Here is a 19,518-nt window from a genome sequence, read left to right as displayed (position 1 = left end):
ACGCTAAAATTCCCTTTTTATGAAAACATATATAGGCCTTTGGTTATCTTTATTTCTATGCGCTAATTTATTTTCTCAAGAAACTATACGTATCCCTGATATTGGTCTTGAAGAATGTTTAATTGACTTAGACATTGATACTAATGGTTTAAATGGTAACATTTTAGTTAGCGATGCCGCTTATGTTGTTAATTTAAATATTAATAATCCTATAACAAACAAACTATTACCTAATGTACATTCTAAAATTAAAGATTTAACTGGTTTAGAAAGCTTTCCTAATTTAAAGCGTTTAGACTGTTTTGGTAACAATATTACTAAAATTGATTTATCAAAAAGTAAATCGATTACTTTCTTAAACTGTAGTGAAAATCAAATAGAAAGTTTAAATCTTAGCAATAATACAGAATTAGTATATGTAAGTTGTGACAACAATAAATTAAGTAGTTTAATTTTAGGAAACAACGATCGTTTAGAAACTCTATACTGTAGCTTTAACAACCTAACTGAACTTGATGTTAAAGGTTGTCACAATCTTGAAAACTTAGATGCTACTAGTAATAAAATAGATGTTATCGTAGCTAACGATTCTCAACTTAATAACATTCCTTCTGGTTGGTATAAAGATGGAACTACTTCTTATGCTAATAAAGCTTCAGAAGTACTTAACAATAATACTGTTGCAAATAATACTGAGAAAAAAAACACACCTCAAAACTCGACTCCTCAAAAAAAGGTAGAAACACCTAAGGTTAGTACAAGTAGTCAATCTAGTGACTCTGCAGCTAATTATTATGAGAAGTTTCAACTTTCAGTTATTACTGAATATGATAAATTGGTATTAGATCAAGCTCATTTAGACAATAAAAAAGCTGAACTTCAACAAAAGTACCAGTTAAACCCAGAACAATTTGCTCAATGGATAGCAAAATACTCTAATTTAAGCGCTAATAACGCTTCTAATGCAAATTCTCAGAAAAAAAGCACAATTGCTCATTATTCAAAATTTAAAAGAGCTGCGGTAGAAGAATATGAAAAGTTAGTATTAAGTCCAGCTTACTTACAAAGTAAAAAAGAGGAAATTCAAAAAAAATACAAGTTAAATCCTGAGCAATTTAAAGAATGGATAAACTCATTTGGTACTCCTTCTTTAAAAGCTAAAACAGAGCAACCACAGGAAACTACAGATAGCCATTATACAAAGTTTAAAAAAGCTGTCGTAGGCGAATATGATGCTGCAGTTTTAAACCCTACTTATATACTAAGTAAGAAAAAAGAAGTACAGCAGAAGTACAAATTAACTCCAGTACAACTCAATGAATGGATTAAAAAACACAGTAAGATTAGAAGTTAATCTTAGTTTTAAAATAGTATTATAAAAAAAGACCACATTTTTAAAATGTGGTCTTTTTTTATTTATGAGCTAACTAAATTTAAGAAGCTGCTCTTAATTTCTTTAAAGCTGACTTCGTTAATTTTGCCTCAGCGTATTCTTTAGTTACTATAAACTCTTTATCATCAGAACTAGGCATATCAAACATTGCGTCAGTTAAAATAGCTTCACATAACGAACGTAATCCACGTGCTCCTAATTTATACTCTATTGCTTTATCAACAATGTATTGTAATGCTTCTTCTGTTAACGAGAACTCTACATCATCCATAGCAAACAATTTAGTATATTGCTTAATGATTGAGTTTTTAGGCTCTGTTAAAATAGCTCTTAAAGTTTTTGCGTCTAAAGGATTCATGTAACTTAATACAGGTAAACGTCCAATGATTTCTGGTATTAATCCAAAAGATTTTAAATCTGAAGGAATAATATATTGTAATAAATTACTCTCATCAATCTTGTCTTCATCTATTGACGCACTATAACCTACCGCTTGCATATTTAAACGATTACTAATAATTCTATCTATTCCAGAAAATGCTCCTCCGGCTATAAATAAAATATCTTTAGTATTTACCTCAATAAACTTTTGTTCTGGGTGCTTTCTACCTCCTTTTGGTGCCACATTTACTACGGCTCCTTCTAAAAGCTTTAATAAAGCCTGTTGAACACCTTCTCCAGAAACATCTCTAGTTATTGAAGGATTATCACCTTTACGCGCTATTTTATCAATCTCATCAATAAAAACAATCCCTTTCTCTGCTTTTTCAACATCATAATCAGCAGCTTGTAATAAACGACTCAAAATACTTTCTACATCTTCTCCTACATACCCTGCTTGTGTTAAAACTGTTGCATCAACTATTGAAAATGGAACATTTAACATTTTTGCAATAGTACGAGCTACTAATGTTTTTCCTGTTCCTGTTTCTCCAACTAAAACAATGTTTGACTTTTCAATCTCAACTTCATCTTCATCATCTTTAACTTGTAATAATCGCTTATAGTGATTATACACAGCTACAGACATTGCTCTTTTGGTTTCTGTTTGTCCAATAATATATTCATCTAAAAAAGCTTTAATTTCTTTTGGCTTCTTTAATGTTAAATCTTGAGACAAACCTCCTGTTTTAGCTTCAGCAATTTCTTCCTCAACTATTCCATGAGCTTGTTCAATACATTTATCACAAATGTGTGCATCTAAACCAGCGATTAATAAATCCGTTTCTGGTTTTTTACGCCCACAAAAGGAACATTGTAAATTTTCTTCTTTCGACATCTTATCAACTTTGAGCTAATTATTACTTAGCTATTGTTATTCTTATTTTCTTGTTAAAATCTCATCAACCATTCCGTAAGCTTTTGCTTCATCAGCTTTCATCCAATAATCTCTATCAGAATCGGCATGAACTTTGTCAAAAGGTTGCCCTGAATGGTGTGAAATAATATTATATAATTCAGTTTTCAACTTCCCTATCTCTTTTACAGTAATTTCCATATCAGAAGCTTGTCCTTGTGCTCCTCCTAATGGTTGGTGAATCATGATACGCGAGTGTGGTAATGCTGAACGCTTTCCTTTTTCTCCTGCACACATTAAAACTGCTCCCATTGAAGCTGCCATACCTGTACAAATTGTAGCTACATCTGGCTTAATAAACTGCATAGTATCGTAAATACCTAAACCTGCATAAACTCCTCCTCCTGGTGAATTGATATAGATTGAAATATCTTTACTTGCATCTACACTTTCTAAGAATAATAATTGCGCTTGAATTACATTAGCTACTTGGTCGTTAATACCAGTTCCTAAAAAGATAATTCTATCCATCATTAAACGAGAGAAAACGTCCATTTGAGTAATATTCATTTGACGCTCTTCCATAATGTATGGAGTTAAACTGCTTGTTACTTTTCCTAAGTATGTGCTATTTATTCCGTGGTGCTTTGTTGCGTATTTCTCGAATTCTTTTCCGTAATCCATTCTTAAAATGTTTTTTTGGTTATATGATGTAAATATAAGAACTATTTCGTTAGTATTTTGTTACTGTTTATGGCTAAAAAAACCTGAATTTTCATTCAGGTTTTTCAATCATATCAGCCTTAAACTGTTACTTATATACTTCTTTAATGAAATCTTCGTAAGAAACTTCTTTTGTATCAAAACTCATATTTTCTTTATAGAAAGCTAATAATTTTTGGCTTATTAACTGTCCTTGTAATTTTTGAGCCTCATCTTGATTTTGTAAGATTCTTCCTGCGATATCATCTAACTCTTTTTCTTCTGGGTTCATGTTACCAAACTGAGCCATTTGAGCACGGATAAATCCTTTTGCATAGTCAACTAACTCTGCATAGTCTAATTTGATATCGTTATCTTTCATAATCTTTCCTTCGATTAATTGGTAACGTAATCCTTTTTCAGACTTTTCGTATTCTGCAGCAGCTTCTTCAGTTGTTAATTGCTTCTCTCCGGCAGTTTGTAACCACTTTTGTAAAAACTCAACTGGTAAGTCAAACTTTGTGTTTTCAACTAAGTTTTCAGTAACTGCATTTAACAATTGCTGATCTGCTTGTTGTTGGAATTGCTTTTCTGCGTCTTCTTTAATTTTTTCTTTTAATTCAGTAACAGTATTTACACTTCCATCAGCAAATAACTTGTCAAATAATTCTTTATCTAACTCAGCTGGTTCAATTTCTGTAATTTCTTCGATTGTTAAAGTAACTGGAATCTCTAATTCTTTAGCATCATCATGAGAAACTCCTAAAGCTTGTTGTAATTTGTGCTCTTCTTCGAATAAGTTTTTAGTTTTTAATTCTAAAACATCTCCAACTTTAGCTCCAACAAACTTCTTTAAGTTAGTTTTTCCTTTAATATCTTTTACAGAGATTGTAGATTTTTTGTTAATCTCTTTTTCTTCGTTTACAAATGTACCAGTAATGTTAGCTACTTCTGTACCTTCTTCTTTAGCTGACATTTTACCATAACGAGTTTGAATGTTTTCTAATTCTTTCTCGATTAATTCGTCAGTTGCAACAATATTATATTGAGTTACTTTTTTCTTTGGTTTTAAGTTTACGTCAAATTCAGGAGCTAATCCTAATTCGAACTCAAAAGAAAATTTATCAGCATCCCAATTAAAATCATCTTGTACTTTTGGTAATGGGTTACCTAAAATATCTAACTTCTCTTCAACTAAGAATTTATTTAATGATTCTTGTAAAAGCTTGTTTACTTCATCTATCATTACTGATTTTCCGTATTGCTTCTTTACCATCCCCATTGGTACTTGACCTTTTCTAAATCCTGGGATGTTCGCTGTCTTACGGTAATCGTTTAATACTTTTGTTACTTTATCTTGATAATCTTCTGCAACTATATCAACTTTTACAACTGCGTTTAGCGCATCTACGTTTTCTTTTGTAATATTCATCTTAAAATCTGTTTCTTTAAAATCGGGTGCAAAATTACTACTTTATTTATTTAGAAACAAGACAATTAGACACAAGAATATCGACTTTCTTTTCTTTTATTTAATCGTCTTACCTCTTGATTCTAAACATCTTGTGTTTTTTAATTCTTTTCTTCTTTTAAAAGCGAGAATAGTATCGACCTAAATATGGACAATAACACACTAAATAATAGTGCAGCAAAAAATCCACTTACCACAAATCCACCTACTAACTTACCTGCTAACAATATTATAATTGCATTTATTACAAAAAGGAACAAACCTAAGGTAACTATAGTAGCTGGTAATGTAAAAAATATTAATAACGGACGTACAAACATATTTAACAGTGAAATTACCGCTGCAACTATTACAGCAGTAACATAATTATTCACCATTATTCCTGGTAATATATTTGCTAATACAATAACAGCTAAAGCCGTTAACAATAATTTTAAAAATACTTTCATCTCTTCGTTTTTTCTTCTCTAAATCCATAACCATACCAAAGCTAAAAGACTGCTGTTTTGGCAGTTTAGTAAATTATTTTAACTATTTTTAATACCTCTTTTTATTTTTTAACAACAAAAAGTCATGTTTAAAAAAGCCACCTTCTTCTTTCTGCTATTATTTATAATTTCAAACCATAATTATTCTCAATCGAGAAAAAACCTTGAAGACATTAATAAAACTTGGTTTAAATTTTATCAAGCATTTGATTCTTTGGACTATCAAATAATGGGAAAAATCCACTCAAAAAAACTAATTAGAATCTCCGGTGGTAAAAGAATTTCTGATTACAAAACATATATAAATAATTATAAAACTAGTTTTTCTAAAACTAAAGAGAAAAATATTACAAGCAATATTTCACTTCGCTTTTTTGAAAGAATTAATAACGATTCTATTGCCAGTGAAAGAGGTATTTACAAATTAACAAGAAAACAACCTGACAAAAAAGAACAAATTTATTACGGTAAATTTCACGTAATTCTTACCAAAGAAAATAATGTTTGGAAAATTTTCATGGATTATGATTCTAATGAAAACAATAGTACTGGTGAAAAAGATTATGTAAAAGCTCATAATATAAATGAACTTGACACATTCATTTTAAAAACTCCTTAACACTTTTAATTTAAACCTTTTTCATTTCTCTAGGTCTAAATAGCAAACAAAACCTTTTGAATTATGAAAAGATTTAATTTTACCTACTGTATAGCTTTTTGCTTTTTTATAAGCATTGCCAATGCTCAATTTGTTAGAAACACTAAAGAAGCTATAGATAATAAAAAAGAGATTAAAACTAATAAAGCTCAATTAGAAAAAGACTTTAAACAACTTCATAGTTTTAAATCAAAAATTAATGCTTTTGAAAACGCTTTTATTAATCACAACAACGCTAAACTCAAGAGAATAAAAGTCGATCTTCTTTCTGATATGAAAAGAGAGATTGCTCAAAGCGAACGAAAAATTATACAAGATCAAAAAGAAGTAAAGAGGAGCAAATCGGAATTAAGAGCTTCTAAACGTGAAGCTAGATTATCAAGAAGAGATGTTGCTTATAGAAACACAAAAAAACAACGTCGTGAATACACCGATGATGTTCGTGATAAAAGAGATGATAAACGTGACCTTAGAGACGATCAAAGAGATTTAGCTTCTCAAATTTCGAGAACGAACAGACAAAAAGAGATTTATCGTTCTATCAAAGCTTACAATTTAGTTATTTCTAAAAACAAGTCTGGCAAGCATAAACTTGCTACCAACACTAAATTATTACGCGAATTTGCTAAAACTATGTTAGCTGATATTAATGCTACCAGAGCAGAATTAAATGAAGACTACAAAGAAGTCAGAGAAGACAGAAGAGAACGTAGAGAAGACAGAAGAATATAACAAAATTCTATTTTTTATTTAAATGCAACAAAACCTTGGTTAGTTAAACTAATCAGGGTTTTACTTTTTTAACCCCTCTTCTATTTGAGTTATTAATGCTTTTTTAACTTCTCCATCTTCTAAAAGTAACTTAAGTAAACTTTCTTTTACCTGATTAGCAATTGTTTCTGGTTTATATAATGAACTAGGTTCACTTGCCACATATTCTCCTCTATTATTTAAAAGCATTTCTCCTTTTCCTGTTAACAACCAAGTTGGATCTATTTCTGGAAACGAATGGAGAATTTTGTTTAACACATTACTCTTAAATGACGATTTTCTTCTAATTGCTGTTCCTATCGAATTGTTTGAAACGTTAATCTCCTCTTCAAAAGACCTGATATTAAACCTTTTATAGTTAATTATTTGTTCTACTCTTTTATACGTTTCATCTATAAAATCTTCCATTCAAAAACAACTTTTTTCTAATTAATTTCGATTTTTGTTTGTATTAAGGAATTTTGTTTGTATATTTGTAGTGTTATAAGTACAAAATACGTACAAATATAAAATTATTTGTTATGTGTTTTATAAAAATTAACTGCAGTTTTTATGATATCAATAACACAACGCAATGAATTAGAAAAAATTAAACCTCCTAAATACAGAGAAAAGGTTCGAGAATTTTTAATTCAAAATGGACACGAATTTTCCTTAGAAACCATTCAAAAAGTTTACTCTGGAAAAAGAAAAAACTTGATTATTGCCAAGGCTATCATTACTGTTTTTAACAATCATTTAAAAGAACAGGAATCAATTGATTCAGAACTTAATAATCTTATTAAACAGATAAAAAGAGATTAGGTAATAATTGAACAATAGTAAATTTAAAACCAAAACAAAAAGTATGAGAAAAAACTAATAAATATCCCTCTTCTCTAACCACCAATTATTTAGCTCTTTTAACAATAACTCCATTTAGTCTCAATTCCTACAAGAGATACAGAGCAATACATTCTTACTCTACTTAAACAATAATTGGGAACCATTTACCTTAACAACAACTTAAGCTTTCCTTACACAATTTACAATAGAGCAGCTATGCAAATATGCTTGCTCAAGCTATAAACACATAATATTTAAATTTTAAAATAATGACTATGAAATATTTAAAAATATCAACAATACTAATTGTATTGTTCTTAAGTTGTCAAAATGAAAAAGAAACAGATTCTGTTATTCAACTAACTGCTGTTGACCAAATACTTCAAAAAAACGAAAACTTTTTTAACAGTCTTGATGAATTGTCTGCTACTAAAAATAAAAAAGAAATAAATACTAAAATAGAAATTATTCTTAATGATTATTACGGCAAACAAACTGATTTAAAACTAAAAACAGAATCTTTAAACGAAGTCCAAAGCGAAATATTAAAACAGTATTTCACTGATTTAAATACAAAAGACAATATAACTCAGTTCACTAACTCATACATCCAACAAATTCAAAACAAAAGTATTAACGAATCTGACAAGCTCTTTTGTATTAATGCCATAGATTTTTATCAGAAACTAATGAATTATGTAAATTTAAGTAATGAAACTTACGAAGCCAAGGATTGGGAAGATTGTGCTCATCGAGGCTGTATGAATTGTTGTATGTATCGAAAAGCGCAAAATTTATCAAATTCAAACTGGGTTGACAAAGCATTCTTCTTAGTTTCTGCTGCTCAAACCACTTCTAAATGGTTTGGCTCTTGTTTGTGGGATTGCATTTAATTTTTAACTAAATTTATTTCTTATGAAAAGTTTAAACACCATTGAAAACAAAGTTGATTATTTAATAGTTATAATTTCTTACATATTTCTATTCACAACTACTAAACAAATAATTCCAATATATGTATATGCTTTTTTTGCATTACTTATTTCTTTATATTTCTTTCCCTTAAGATTAATCATCAACTCAAAAAAGAAAATTTCAAAGCTAAATTTAGTTATCACAGGATTAATATTTTCAATTCTATTAACCTTTTCAATTCTAAACCTATATATACCAAATGACAGTTTTATTAAATATACAATCTATGGTACAGGTCTATTAAATATAGCTTTTATGATTTATTATTATTTGAAACATAATCAATTTTTATTGTTAAATTTTTTATTCATTTTCTTCTCATCTGTTTTTTAAAAACTGATTTTTATAATGAATTGATTTGAATACTAAATAATAAAATCTACCACAAGCTGATAAAAATCTCTTGGATTTTCTGCATGTAGCCAATGCCCAGCATTGGCTACTGTTTTTATTGTTGAATTTGGAAAATGCGCTTGTATAAGTGGCTCTTCATTCTCAGAAATATAACCAGAGTTTTCTCCTTTCAAAAACAATGTTTGTCCTTCAAAAACTGTAAAAGACGGCAAAGCTTCTCCTACTTCATTATTATTTTCTGTTAATGACTTTAAATTAAACCTAAAAGCTAATTTTCCTTTTTCCTTCCAATAAGTACTCTTTAATAAAAATTGACGTATTCCTGGCTCTGGAATTAATTCCTTTAATTTTTCCTCTACTAATTTTCGTGAATTATCAACTTCAAAGTCTACAGAATTTAATGCTTGTAAAATATCATGATGATGTGGTGGATACATTCTTGGAGAAATATCAGCTACAATTAACTTTTTAACAAGCTCTGGGTATTCAGTAGCAAACAACATAACAGTTTTACCTCCCATTGAATGCCCTAACAGATTGACTTGCTCTAAGTTGTAATTCTCCATGTAATTGTATAAATCTTCAACCATTAACTCGTAATCAAATTCATCTGAATGAAAACTACGACCATGATTACGCTGATCTATTAAGTGAACTTCAAATCCATCTTCAACAAATTTATTTGCATGAGATTTCCAGTTATCTCCCATTCCAAAATAACCATGCAATATTAAAAGTGGTTCTCCTTCTCCTAAAATTCTTGAATGTAGAATCTCCATTTTACTTCAACCTATCTAAATACATATTTACAACATTCTCTAATCCCAAGTACAATGATTCCGATATAAGTGCGTGACCAATTGATACTTCTGCTAGGTTAGGAATGTTTTCCTTGAAGAATTTAATATTATCTAAGCTTAAATCATGTCCTGCATTGACCCCTAAACCTAGTTCATGTGATAAAACAGCAGCTTCGGTATAACGCTTTACAGCTTCTCTGTTACCAGCCTCATACTGAGTAGCAAACTCTTCTGTATATAATTCAATTCTATCAGTTCCAGTTTTAGCTGCAGCTTCTATGAGTTTTAAATCAGTATCAATAAAAATTGATGTTCTAATTCCATTATTTTTAAATTCAGCAATTACATCTTGTAAATAAGATTGATGCTTAATAGTATCCCAACCTGCATTAGACGTTAACGCATCTACACTATCAGGTACTAAGGTTACTTGTGTTGGTTTAATCTCCAACACCATTTTCATAAATTTATCTATTGGATTTCCTTCAATATTATATTCTGTAGTAACTATTGATTTAAGATCATAAGCATCTTGGTAACGAATATGACGCTCATCTGGCCTCGGATGAATAGTTATTCCTTCTGCTCCAAAATCTTGAATATCTGTTGCAACTTTTAATAAATTAGGAACGTTTCCTCCTCTTGAATTACGTAAAGTTGCAATCTTATTAATATTTACACTTAACTTTGTCATCTTATAAAATTAAACCACAAAGGTAAATCATTAAAACTTTTTAAACTATATTCGTAGTAATGAATATAAACGATTTTATACTTACAGATATTAAGGCTCTTACTTTAAAGAGTACTGTAAAGGATGCACAAAAGTTATGCGAAAACTTGCCTATAACTCACATCCCTATAGTAGAAAGTGGCAAACTAATTGGGTGTTTACCAGAAGCTGATATACAAATTATAGAAGACAAAGATGGTTTACTTAGTGAGTATTCATATTTATTAGACCTTTTTTACACAAACGAAAAAGCCACATTATTAGATTTAATAGTTTTATTTGCTGATAATGATTCTAATTTGATTCCAGTTTTAAACAAGGAAATGAATTACATAGGATACTATGAGCTAAATGATATCTTAGATGCTTTTGCTGATAGTCCATTTTTACACAATGAAAGCGATACTTTAATCATTACAAAAAGTAAAAATGATTATTTGATGAGCCAAATAGCTCAAATCGTAGAAACAAATGGTGGTAAACTTTTAGGTTTTTACATTTCTTCTGAAGGTCAAGACAATGTACAAATTACCTTAAAAATAATTTCTGAAGAAATAAATGAAATCATTCAAACCTTTAGGAGATACGACTACAATGTTATTACACAGCATGAAGATGATTTTTATTTAGAAGAGCTTAAAGACAGAGCTGCTTATCTAAGAAAATATCTAAACATGTAACCTTAAAACACTAATCAAGCGTGAAGAAAGTAGCTATATATGGTCAATCTTATACCATTACAGCAGAAAAAGAGATTAAAATTTTATTATCTGCCTTAGAAAATAAAAATATTGTTATTTTTTTTGAAAAGGATTTTTATGATTTATTAATTGAAAATAATTCATTAAATAAAAAGTACCCTACCTTTTCTCATTTTAGAGATTTATCAAATTCATTTGATATGATGTTTAGTATTGGTGGAGATGGTACTATCTTAAGAGCTGTAACTTATGTTCGTAATCTTAACATTCCAATTTTAGGAATTAACACAGGAAGATTAGGTTTTTTAGCTACAATTCAAAAAGATCAAATAAATGAAGCTGTAGATTTATTATTAAGAAAAGAATACACCATTCAAGAAAGAACTTTGCTTCAAATTAAAACAAGTCCAGTTGCTGAAGATTTTTCTGAATTAGATTTTGCACTTAACGAAGTTACAATAGCAAGAAGAAATACAACTTCGATGATTGGTGTTAAAACTTATTTAAACGACGAATACTTAACAAATTATTGGGCAGATGGTTTAATTATATCTACACCAACAGGCTCTACAGGATACTCTTTAAGTTGTGATGGGCCAGTAGTTTTACCTAATTCAAAAAGTTTTATCATTACTCCTATTGCACCGCATAATTTAAATGCTAGACCAATGGTAATTCCTGATGAAACCTCAATACAACTTGAAGTAAGCGCTAGAGAAAAAGATTTTTTAATATCTCTTGATTCGCGTATTACAACTGTTTCTCAAGAGACAAAAATTAAAATTTCTAAAGCTCCTTTTACCATTAAAAGTATTTTATTAAAAAATCAATCTTATCTAAAAACTTTAAGAGGTAAACTTTTATGGGGAGAAGATACAAGAAATGAATCATTATAAATCTCCTTTAATTACAATAAAACATTAAAAAAAAAGTTAATCAAAAAGACAGATTATTAACTTTTTAAAGCAAATTCATTTTCCTATATTTGCACGCTATTTTAACGATGAGAAAATTTTTTCTATTCATATCATTTGCTTTCACAGCAATAACAGTTTTATCGCAAACTCATGAAATTGGGGTATTTCTTGGAGGCTCTAATTATGTAGGTGACATCGGTAGAACTAATTATATTTATCCAAATAAGTTTGGAGGAGGACTTATATATAAATATAACTTAAACCCAAGAATAGCTTTAAGAGGAACATATACATACATTCCTGTTTCAGGAGATGATGCTAATGCAGAAAATCCTTTTAGACAAAATAGACCTCAAGGAGCTTTTAGATTCAACAATACCATTAATGAATTTGCTGTAGGTCTAGAATTTAACTTCTTCGATTATAATATAAGCGATTATAAAACAACTTTTACACCATATATATTGGCTGAAATAGCAGCTTTTAACTACAAAAGTCCTACTTCTGTTAATACTGCAAACAATACAATTACGCTAACTAATAAATTTTCTTATTCAATTCCTGTTGGTATTGGAATAAAAGGAAGGTTAGCAGACAATTTAGCAATTGCTTTTGAAGCAGGTGCTCGTGTAACCTTTGTAGATGATATAGATTTCACTACAGACAAAATAAATTCTTTAAATTTTGGAGGTACAGGAAACGATTGGTATATGTTTACAGGATTCTCAATTGTTTATACCTTTGGAAGACCACCGTGTTATAGTGGATTAGCAAATTAAATATGGAAAAAAAACTACAAAGCATTGACTTACAAAAAGTCCCAAATCACATTGCCGTAATAATGGATGGAAATGGTAGATGGGCTAAAGGAAAAGGAATGCAACGTGTTTTTGGTCATAGAAATGCATTAACTGCCATAAGAGAAACTGCAGATGCAGCGTCGGATTTAGGTGTAAAATACTTAACTCTTTATGCTTTCTCAACCGAAAACTGGAATAGACCTAAACTTGAAGTAGATGCTTTAATGAGTTTATTGGTAAGTACTCTTAAAAAAGAATTACCAGAATTTCAACGAAAAAATGTTAAGGTAAATGCTGTAGGTAATATTGCTAGTTTACCTAAAAGTGCTCAAAAAATCTTAGCAAAGGTTATCGAAGAAACTAAGAACAATACTAAGATCACTTTAAGCTTTGCTCTAAGCTATGGTTCTCGAGAAGAAATTGTTAATGCTATCAAAAACATATCTAAAAAAGTTGTTAATAACCAATTAGATATTGAAAAAATAGACGAAAAAATTATAAATAATCATTTATATACATTTAATTTGCCCGACGTTGATTTTATGATACGTACAAGTGGGGAACAAAGAATTAGTAACTTCTTACTTTGGCAAATGGCATATGCTGAGTTATATTTTACAGATATATTATGGCCAGATTTTAGAAGAGAACATCTTTTCGACGCAATAATTGATTATCAAAATAGAGAGAGAAGATTTGGAAAAACTAGCGAACAGATTGAAACCAATGAATAAATATTCGTATTTAGTAGTATTTTTTATCGCCTTTTTAACGGCGAGTACACAAGCACAAAACACAATTCCTAAAGATAGTACAGCAACTAAAGGTGTTATTTCTTACGAAAGAGGAAAGGAGTACATTTTAGGAGGAATCACTGTAACTGGTTTGCAAAAATTTAGTGAGCAAACTGTACGTGTTTATACAGGTTTAGTTGATGGGCAACCTATTAAACTTCCTGGTGATAAACTTACCAGTGCTATTAAAAAATTATACGAGAGTAAACAATTTAGTGAAGTAGATGTATACTTATCTAAACGAGATGGAAATACTGTTTATCTTCAATTTGATGTAACTGAATTACCTCAGTTATTAAACGTTACTATTTCTGGAGTTAGTAAATCTAAAAGAAAAGAAATTCAAAAAGAAACTGACCTTAAGAAAGGAGCTATGGTTACTGATAACTTAATCGTAACTACTAGAAACTACATTAAGAAAAAATATACTGACAAAGGTTTTTTAAAGACAAAGGTTACTTTAAATACTAGAAAAGACACTTCTGATGTTAATACGGTTAGCATGAATATTTTCATCGACAAAGGGAAACGTATTAAAATTAAGGAAATCAATTTCATAGGTAACAAAGCTATGTCTGATGGAGCTTTACGTGGGGCTATGAAAAATACCAAACGTAAATTCTTAGGGCGTTTTTGGAAATCATCTAAATATATCATAGACGATTACAAAGAAGATTTAGAAAGTATTCTTGAAAAATATAGTGAAAACGGATATCGTGATGCTCGTATTTTATCTGATAAATTAACTTGGAATGATGACAACACTATAAATTTAGAAATCGAATTAGATGAAGGTCGCCAATATCGTTTTGATGATATTAAGTTTATTGGTAATAAAAAATATTCAGACGAGTTCTTACATAGTATCTTAAGAATTGAAAAAGGTGATATTTATAATGGTAAAGTTTTAAAAGAGCGTATCTCTGGAGATGGGACTCCAACTTCAACAGACATCCAAACTTTATATCACAACAATGGTTATTTATTCTCTCAAGTAAATGCCGTAGAAACTAAAGTAAACAACGACTCTATTACTGTTGAAGTACGTATTCGTGAAGATGAGCCTGCTACTATTAAAAGAGTTACAGTTAGTGGAAATGATAAAACTAATGATCATGTAATTTTTAGAGAATTACGTGTTAAACCAGGAGATTTATTTAGTCGTCAAAACATTATTCGTTCTATCCGTGAAATTGGACAATTAGGTTTCTTTGATGCAAATGTATCTCCAGACGTAAAACCTGATTATCAAAATAAAACTGCTGACATCGATTTCTCTGTTGTAGAAAAAGGAGGTAGTCAAATTGAACTACAAGGTGGTTATGGTGGAGGATCATTTATTGGTACTTTAGGACTTTCATTTAACAACTTCTCTATTAGAAATATTTTTAATAAAGAAGCATATAAACCATTACCAATGGGAGATGGTCAGAAACTATCATTAAGATTACAAGCAAGTAGAACTTTTAATACTTATAGCTTTTCATTTACTGAACCATGGTTAGGTGGTAAAACACCACAATCACTATCTTTCTCTGTTTACTTATCTAATCAATATAGATTTGATTTCCAAACGAATACAGTAGACAAGAACCAAAGATTAAGTATTTTAGGAGCTACAGTTGGTTTAGGTAAACGATTAAGCTGGCCTGATGATTATTTCTCATTATCTCAAAGCATTAGTTACCAAAGAATTGAACTACAAAACTATGGATATCGTGTAGGTTCTTCAAATGATGTTATTAGTCAAGGAAACTTAAACAACTTAGCATATACAGTTGCTTTAAGTCGTAATTCAGCAGGTCCTACTTTAATATTCCCTACTTATGGTTCAGAATTCACAGTAAGAGCTAAAGCTACCTTCCCATATTCTTTAGTTAACGGAAAAAGCTATACAGAACCTAATAACCCAACTAATGATGAAAGACAAGCTTTTTTAGCTGATAAATATAAGTGGTTAGAGTATTATAAAATTTCTGCCAAAGGAAAATGGTATACAGCTCTGGCTGATAAATTAGTATTGATGTCTAATTTTGAGATGGGGTATTTAGGAACTTACAATGATAAATTAGGATTAACACCTGTAGAAAGATATTTTGTTGGAGGTGATGGAATTGCACAAGGACAATTAGATGGTAGAGAAGTTATTGGATTGAGAGGTTATGAAAATAATAGACTTTCTTCTATCGATGGAGGTTCAATATATAATAAATTCCAATTAGAATTACGTTATTCAATCACAGATAAACCATCTGCTTCAATCTATACATTAGGATTTTTAGAAGCTGGTAATTCTTATGACAATTTTAGTACATTTAATCCGTTTAACTTAAAACGTTCAGCTGGACTAGGTATTCGTATATTTATGCCTGCTTTCGGATTATTAGGTATTGATTTTGCCCATGGGTTTGATCCATTACCTGGTTTAACCCAAAAATCTGGTTGGCAAACACATTTTATTATTGGAAGACAGTTCTAAAACCTTACATTTGTAATGTGTCTGGTTTTTGGCACGGTTTTTTCTAAACACATTATAACAAGATGAAAAAAAACATTTTATCAATCGTTCTTTTATTTATTACTAGCATTACTATTGCTCAAAAAAATCAACGTATAGCATACATTGATATGGAGTATATACTTCAAAATATCCCTGAATATTTAGAAGCACAAAACTCTTTAGATGCAAAAGTTGAAAAATGGAAGACAAGATTAGATAAAGAAGCCCGTGCCATTGAAGTGTTAAAAACAGATTTAGCTAACGAAAAAGCCATTTTAACTAAAGATTTAATTGAAGAACGTGAAGAAGATATTAAAATAAAACATGAATCTTTACGTAGATTAGAATCGTTATATTTTGGTCCTAAAGGAGACATGTATAATTTAAGAAGGCAATTGATAAAGCCAATACAAGATCAAGTATACAATTCAGTACAAACTATTGCTTCAAGAAAAAAATACGATTTTGTTTTTGATAAATCTAGCGAGTTAGTTATGCTGTATTCAAACAAAAAACACGATATTAGCGATCTTGTTGTAAAAATGATCAATATTGATCAAAGAAAACAAGAAAAGAGAGATAAGATAGCAGCTAAAAAAGAATTACTTAAAGGAGAAGGTTTAAGTGAAGCACAAAAACAAAGAGCTGCTAAAAAAGAAGAATTAAAGAAGAAAAAAAAGGCAGACAGATTAGCTAGAATTAAATTAATTGAAGAAAAAAGACAAGCTAAGCTAAAAGCTAGAGATGAAAAAAGAAGATTGTTATTAGAAAAGAAAAAAGCTCTAAAAAAGGCACAAGAAGAAGCAAAAAAACAAGAAGAAGAAAAAAAGAATAAAGAAAGTCAACAAACCGACGAAAACAAATAAATCAAGAATAAAGAACAAAAATTAAATTAAAACAACAGAGATGAAACATTTAAAAACGTTATTATTAGTTGCAATTTTTACGATTGGATTAGGTGGGGTGGCAAATGCACAAAAAACTGCACATATTAACACTGATAAATTATTAGCTGATATGCCTGCTACTAAGGCTATGAAAGCGGAGTTAGAAAAGTTAAACAAAACTTACCGTGATGATATCGAAGCTATGTATAAAAAGTTAGAGGCTAAGTTAAAGAAATATGAAGCAGAAGGTAAAAACCAAACTCAAGAAGTAAACCAAAAAAGAGCTCAAGAAGTTCAACTAGAAAGAAGAAGAATTGCTCAAGCTGAACAATCTGCAAGTCAAGAAATGCAAAAAAAATATCAAGAAAAAACACTTCCTATTTTAAAGAAAGCTGAAGAAGCAATTAAAGCTGTAGCTGCTGAAAAAGGAATTATCTATGTATTTGACGCTACTCCTGGAAAAGGATTAATCGTTTATGATAAAGGAGAAGATATTTACGGAGCTGTAAAAGCTAAATTAGGTTTCTAATAAAACCTTAAAAATATTTTATAAAAATCCTGCTGTATACAGCAGGATTTTTAATTTTGTTACATATGATAACTACAAATTCTAAACATCCCATAGGTATCTTTGATTCTGGTATAGGAGGAATCTCAATTTGGAAAGAAATAAACAAATTACTTCCTTATGAAAGCACTATATATTTATCTGACAATAAAAATGCTCCTTATGGTCAAAAAACAAAGAGTGAGATTATTCAGTTATCAATAAAAAATACAGAATACTTAATAAACAAAGGTTGTAAAATTATAGTTGTTGCTTGCAACACTGCAACAACGAATGCAATTAAGCATTTAAGGGCCAATTACAATATTCCTTTCATAGGAATAGAACCAGCTATTAAACCTGCCTCTATTCAAACAAAAACAGGTGTTATAGGCATTTTAGCTACCAAAGGAACACTCAATAGTAGCTTATTTGAAAAAACGTCATCTAAAATTGATGATAATATTACAATTATAGAACAAATTGGAGAAGGTTTAGTTGAACTTATTGAGAATGGCAAAATGTATTCTGCAGAAATGACAGAGCTCTTAAAAGCATATATAAATCCTATGCTCAAAGAAAAATGTGATTCAATAGTATTGGGTTGTACTCATTACCCATTTTTAATACCTCAAATAAGAGCTATTGTTGGGCCAAATATAAATATAATAGACTCTGGAGAAGCGGTTGCTATGCAAACAAAAAATATCTTGCAGAAAAACAATGCTCTTTATACAATGAAGAATAAATCTTCAAACATATTTTTTTCAAATAAAGAGGAAGTAGTGCTACAAGATATTTTAAAAGAATATAAAAATATTACAATAAAATATTCTGATTTTTAAAAACTTCCGTTGATATTAGGACAAGCAGAAGCTCTTCTTTTTCTACATAATATATCTATACCAAATGAAAGTTGGTGAAAACCTCCATTAGAAAATACTACATCACCTGTTTGCTGAGTATATGTATATGCAAACATTAAGTTTTTGTAATTTAACCCTAAAATTGGAGTTATATAATGAGCATCACCAAAAACACTACTATCAAAACTTCTTCTATAAGATAGTGCAGCCCATAATTGGCTCTTCTCAAAAGTTTTGTATACTTTAAAGTTTAAATCTCCTATTTTTTCACCTGTTTGTTCTTTATATTGAAACATAACAGATGGCTCAAATTGTAATTTTTCCTTATCACCAAAAAAGTAACTTGCACCTAAAATATAATTTCTTAAGTTCAAAGATTCAAAGTTTGAATTTAAATTGTTCTTAGCCGACAATAGTATATTTTTAACTGTAAAATAAGATGCAAATCCTTTATAGTGGTAAGCCATACCAAAATCTGCATTAAAATAAAAATTACTTTCTATTACTTGACTAACTACAGGATCGTTTACAAATCTTCTTTGATCTACTTCATTTTGTACAATAGACATAGAAAGACCAAATGATAATTGATTAAATAAATTCTCATTCCCCATATCTAAATGATATGCATAGGTACCTTGAAGCCCTTTTTGAGAATGATAACCGTTCTTATCATTGAATAAAATTAAACCATAACCCGCATTAGAGTTTTCATTAAATTTTGCGTGAAAACTTGCTGTCTGTAAAGCTGGAGCATCTTTCACACCTATCCATTGCTGTCGAGCAGTAAATCTTATTTTTCCACAGTCTCCAACTCCAGCAGCTGCAGGGTGTAGCAAATAAACATTATCAGATAAATAATCTGCATAAATAGGTAGTGTTTCTTGTGCTGATATTTTAGACACAAAAACGATTAGTAACAAAACAACAATTTTTTTCATATACTTTAATTGATAAATAGCCGTCAAATATAGCCAAGAGAAATAAGAAATTTGCTTATTTTTTAAAAAAGTATAAATATAATTCATGTTTTTAACAT

At 29.5% G+C, this 19,518-nt stretch carries 21 protein-coding genes; 13 read left to right on the top strand and 8 right to left on the bottom strand.

Features of this window, described 5'->3' with window-relative positions:
* The first annotated feature begins 19 nt into the window (after positions 1-19).
* The gene (locus tag MHN29_RS00885; protein WP_235273491.1) at positions 20-1,354 is read left to right on the top strand and encodes a leucine-rich repeat domain-containing protein; all 1,335 of its coding nucleotides are present in this window, start codon (positions 20-22) and stop codon (positions 1,352-1,354) included.
* Between the two features lie 79 nt (positions 1,355-1,433).
* Here the strand turns inward: MHN29_RS00885 and clpX are convergent, their stop codons facing one another.
* The 4 genes from clpX to MHN29_RS00865 form a co-directional block, all read right to left on the bottom strand.
* Complete coding sequence (clpX, locus tag MHN29_RS00880) at positions 1,434-2,672, bottom strand: ATP-dependent Clp protease ATP-binding subunit ClpX (protein WP_235273492.1); 1,239 nt, start codon at positions 2,670-2,672, stop codon at positions 1,434-1,436.
* Positions 2,673-2,714: 42 nt separating this feature from the next.
* Positions 2,715-3,374 carry an ATP-dependent Clp endopeptidase proteolytic subunit ClpP gene (clpP, locus tag MHN29_RS00875; RefSeq protein ID WP_150900004.1) on the bottom strand — a complete coding sequence of 220 codons (660 nt, stop codon included), beginning with the start codon at positions 3,372-3,374 and terminating at the stop codon, positions 2,715-2,717.
* Positions 3,375-3,501: 127 nt separating this feature from the next.
* Complete coding sequence (gene tig / locus MHN29_RS00870) at positions 3,502-4,824, bottom strand: trigger factor (protein ID WP_150900003.1); 1,323 nt, start codon at positions 4,822-4,824, stop codon at positions 3,502-3,504.
* Positions 4,825-4,964: 140 nt separating this feature from the next.
* On the bottom strand, positions 4,965-5,312 hold the full coding sequence (locus MHN29_RS00865; protein WP_235273493.1) for a phage holin family protein: 348 nt from the start codon (positions 5,310-5,312) through the stop codon (positions 4,965-4,967).
* A gap of 124 nt (positions 5,313-5,436) precedes the next feature.
* Between MHN29_RS00865 and MHN29_RS00860 the strand changes: the two genes are divergently transcribed.
* Complete coding sequence (locus MHN29_RS00860) at positions 5,437-5,970, top strand: nuclear transport factor 2 family protein (protein ID WP_235273494.1); 534 nt, start codon at positions 5,437-5,439, stop codon at positions 5,968-5,970.
* Between the two features lie 63 nt (positions 5,971-6,033).
* Complete coding sequence (locus MHN29_RS00855) at positions 6,034-6,741, top strand: hypothetical protein (RefSeq protein ID WP_235273495.1); 708 nt, start codon at positions 6,034-6,036, stop codon at positions 6,739-6,741.
* A gap of 60 nt (positions 6,742-6,801) precedes the next feature.
* Here MHN29_RS00855 and MHN29_RS00850 read toward each other — a convergent pair whose 3' ends face one another.
* Positions 6,802-7,188, bottom strand: coding sequence for a helix-turn-helix domain-containing protein (locus MHN29_RS00850; protein WP_235273496.1), 387 nt, complete (start codon positions 7,186-7,188; stop codon positions 6,802-6,804).
* 144 nt (positions 7,189-7,332) lie between these two features.
* On the opposite strand from MHN29_RS00850, the gene MHN29_RS00845 reads away from it, so the two are divergent.
* Both MHN29_RS00845 and MHN29_RS00840 read left to right on the top strand, forming a co-directional pair.
* Complete coding sequence (locus tag MHN29_RS00845; protein WP_235273497.1) at positions 7,333-7,584, top strand: hypothetical protein; 252 nt, start codon at positions 7,333-7,335, stop codon at positions 7,582-7,584.
* Between the two features lie 296 nt (positions 7,585-7,880).
* Complete coding sequence (locus tag MHN29_RS00840; protein WP_235273498.1) at positions 7,881-8,498, top strand: hypothetical protein; 618 nt, start codon at positions 7,881-7,883, stop codon at positions 8,496-8,498.
* A 447-nt stretch (positions 8,499-8,945) separates the two neighbouring features.
* Here MHN29_RS00840 and MHN29_RS00835 read toward each other — a convergent pair whose 3' ends face one another.
* Positions 8,946-9,713 carry an alpha/beta fold hydrolase gene (locus tag MHN29_RS00835; RefSeq protein ID WP_235273499.1) on the bottom strand — a complete coding sequence of 256 codons (768 nt, stop codon included), beginning with the start codon at positions 9,711-9,713 and terminating at the stop codon, positions 8,946-8,948.
* A gap of 1 nt (position 9,714) precedes the next feature.
* Entirely contained in the window at positions 9,715-10,428 is a 714-nt protein-coding gene (locus MHN29_RS00830; protein ID WP_235273500.1) for a pyridoxine 5'-phosphate synthase, read from the bottom strand.
* 59 nt (positions 10,429-10,487) lie between these two features.
* On the opposite strand from MHN29_RS00830, the gene MHN29_RS00825 reads away from it, so the two are divergent.
* The 8 genes from MHN29_RS00825 (at position 10,488) to murI (ending at position 18,458) form a co-directional block, all read left to right on the top strand.
* The gene (locus MHN29_RS00825) at positions 10,488-11,147 is read left to right on the top strand and encodes an HPP family protein (protein ID WP_235273501.1); all 660 of its coding nucleotides are present in this window, start codon (positions 10,488-10,490) and stop codon (positions 11,145-11,147) included.
* 20 nt (positions 11,148-11,167) lie between these two features.
* Complete coding sequence (locus MHN29_RS00820) at positions 11,168-12,064, top strand: NAD kinase (protein ID WP_235273502.1); 897 nt, start codon at positions 11,168-11,170, stop codon at positions 12,062-12,064.
* 107 nt (positions 12,065-12,171) lie between these two features.
* Positions 12,172-12,864: a DUF6089 family protein gene (locus tag MHN29_RS00815; protein WP_235273503.1), complete on the top strand. Its 693-nt coding sequence runs from the start codon at positions 12,172-12,174 to the stop codon at positions 12,862-12,864.
* 2 nt (positions 12,865-12,866) lie between these two features.
* Complete coding sequence (locus MHN29_RS00810; RefSeq protein ID WP_235273504.1) at positions 12,867-13,619, top strand: isoprenyl transferase; 753 nt, start codon at positions 12,867-12,869, stop codon at positions 13,617-13,619.
* Positions 13,612-16,158 (top strand): outer membrane protein assembly factor BamA, encoded by a 2,547-nt coding sequence (gene bamA, locus MHN29_RS00805; protein WP_235273505.1) that lies wholly within the window; start codon positions 13,612-13,614, stop codon positions 16,156-16,158. Before MHN29_RS00810 ends, bamA begins: the two co-directional genes overlap by 8 nt.
* A 62-nt stretch (positions 16,159-16,220) precedes the next feature.
* Positions 16,221-17,045, top strand: a complete 825-nt coding sequence (locus tag MHN29_RS00800; protein WP_235273506.1) for an OmpH family outer membrane protein — start codon at positions 16,221-16,223, stop codon at positions 17,043-17,045.
* A 40-nt stretch (positions 17,046-17,085) separates the two neighbouring features.
* Positions 17,086-17,595, top strand: coding sequence for an OmpH family outer membrane protein (locus MHN29_RS00795; protein ID WP_235273507.1), 510 nt, complete (start codon positions 17,086-17,088; stop codon positions 17,593-17,595).
* 65 nt (positions 17,596-17,660) lie between these two features.
* Positions 17,661-18,458 carry a glutamate racemase gene (gene murI, locus MHN29_RS00790; protein ID WP_235273508.1) on the top strand — a complete coding sequence of 266 codons (798 nt, stop codon included), beginning with the start codon at positions 17,661-17,663 and terminating at the stop codon, positions 18,456-18,458.
* Here the strand turns inward: murI and MHN29_RS00785 are convergent.
* Positions 18,455-19,507, bottom strand: coding sequence for a type IX secretion system membrane protein PorP/SprF (locus tag MHN29_RS00785; RefSeq protein ID WP_317208009.1), 1,053 nt, complete (start codon positions 19,505-19,507; stop codon positions 18,455-18,457). The genes murI and MHN29_RS00785 overlap by 4 nt on opposite strands.
* Positions 19,508-19,518: the final 11 nt, after the last annotated feature.

Source organism: Tenacibaculum sp. Cn5-46, assembly GCF_022347705.1.
Lineage (GTDB): Bacteria > Bacteroidota > Bacteroidia > Flavobacteriales > Flavobacteriaceae > Polaribacter > Polaribacter aiptasiae.
The sequence above is the reverse complement of the archived record's forward strand: the minus strand, read 5'-3'. Positions and strand labels throughout refer to the sequence as shown.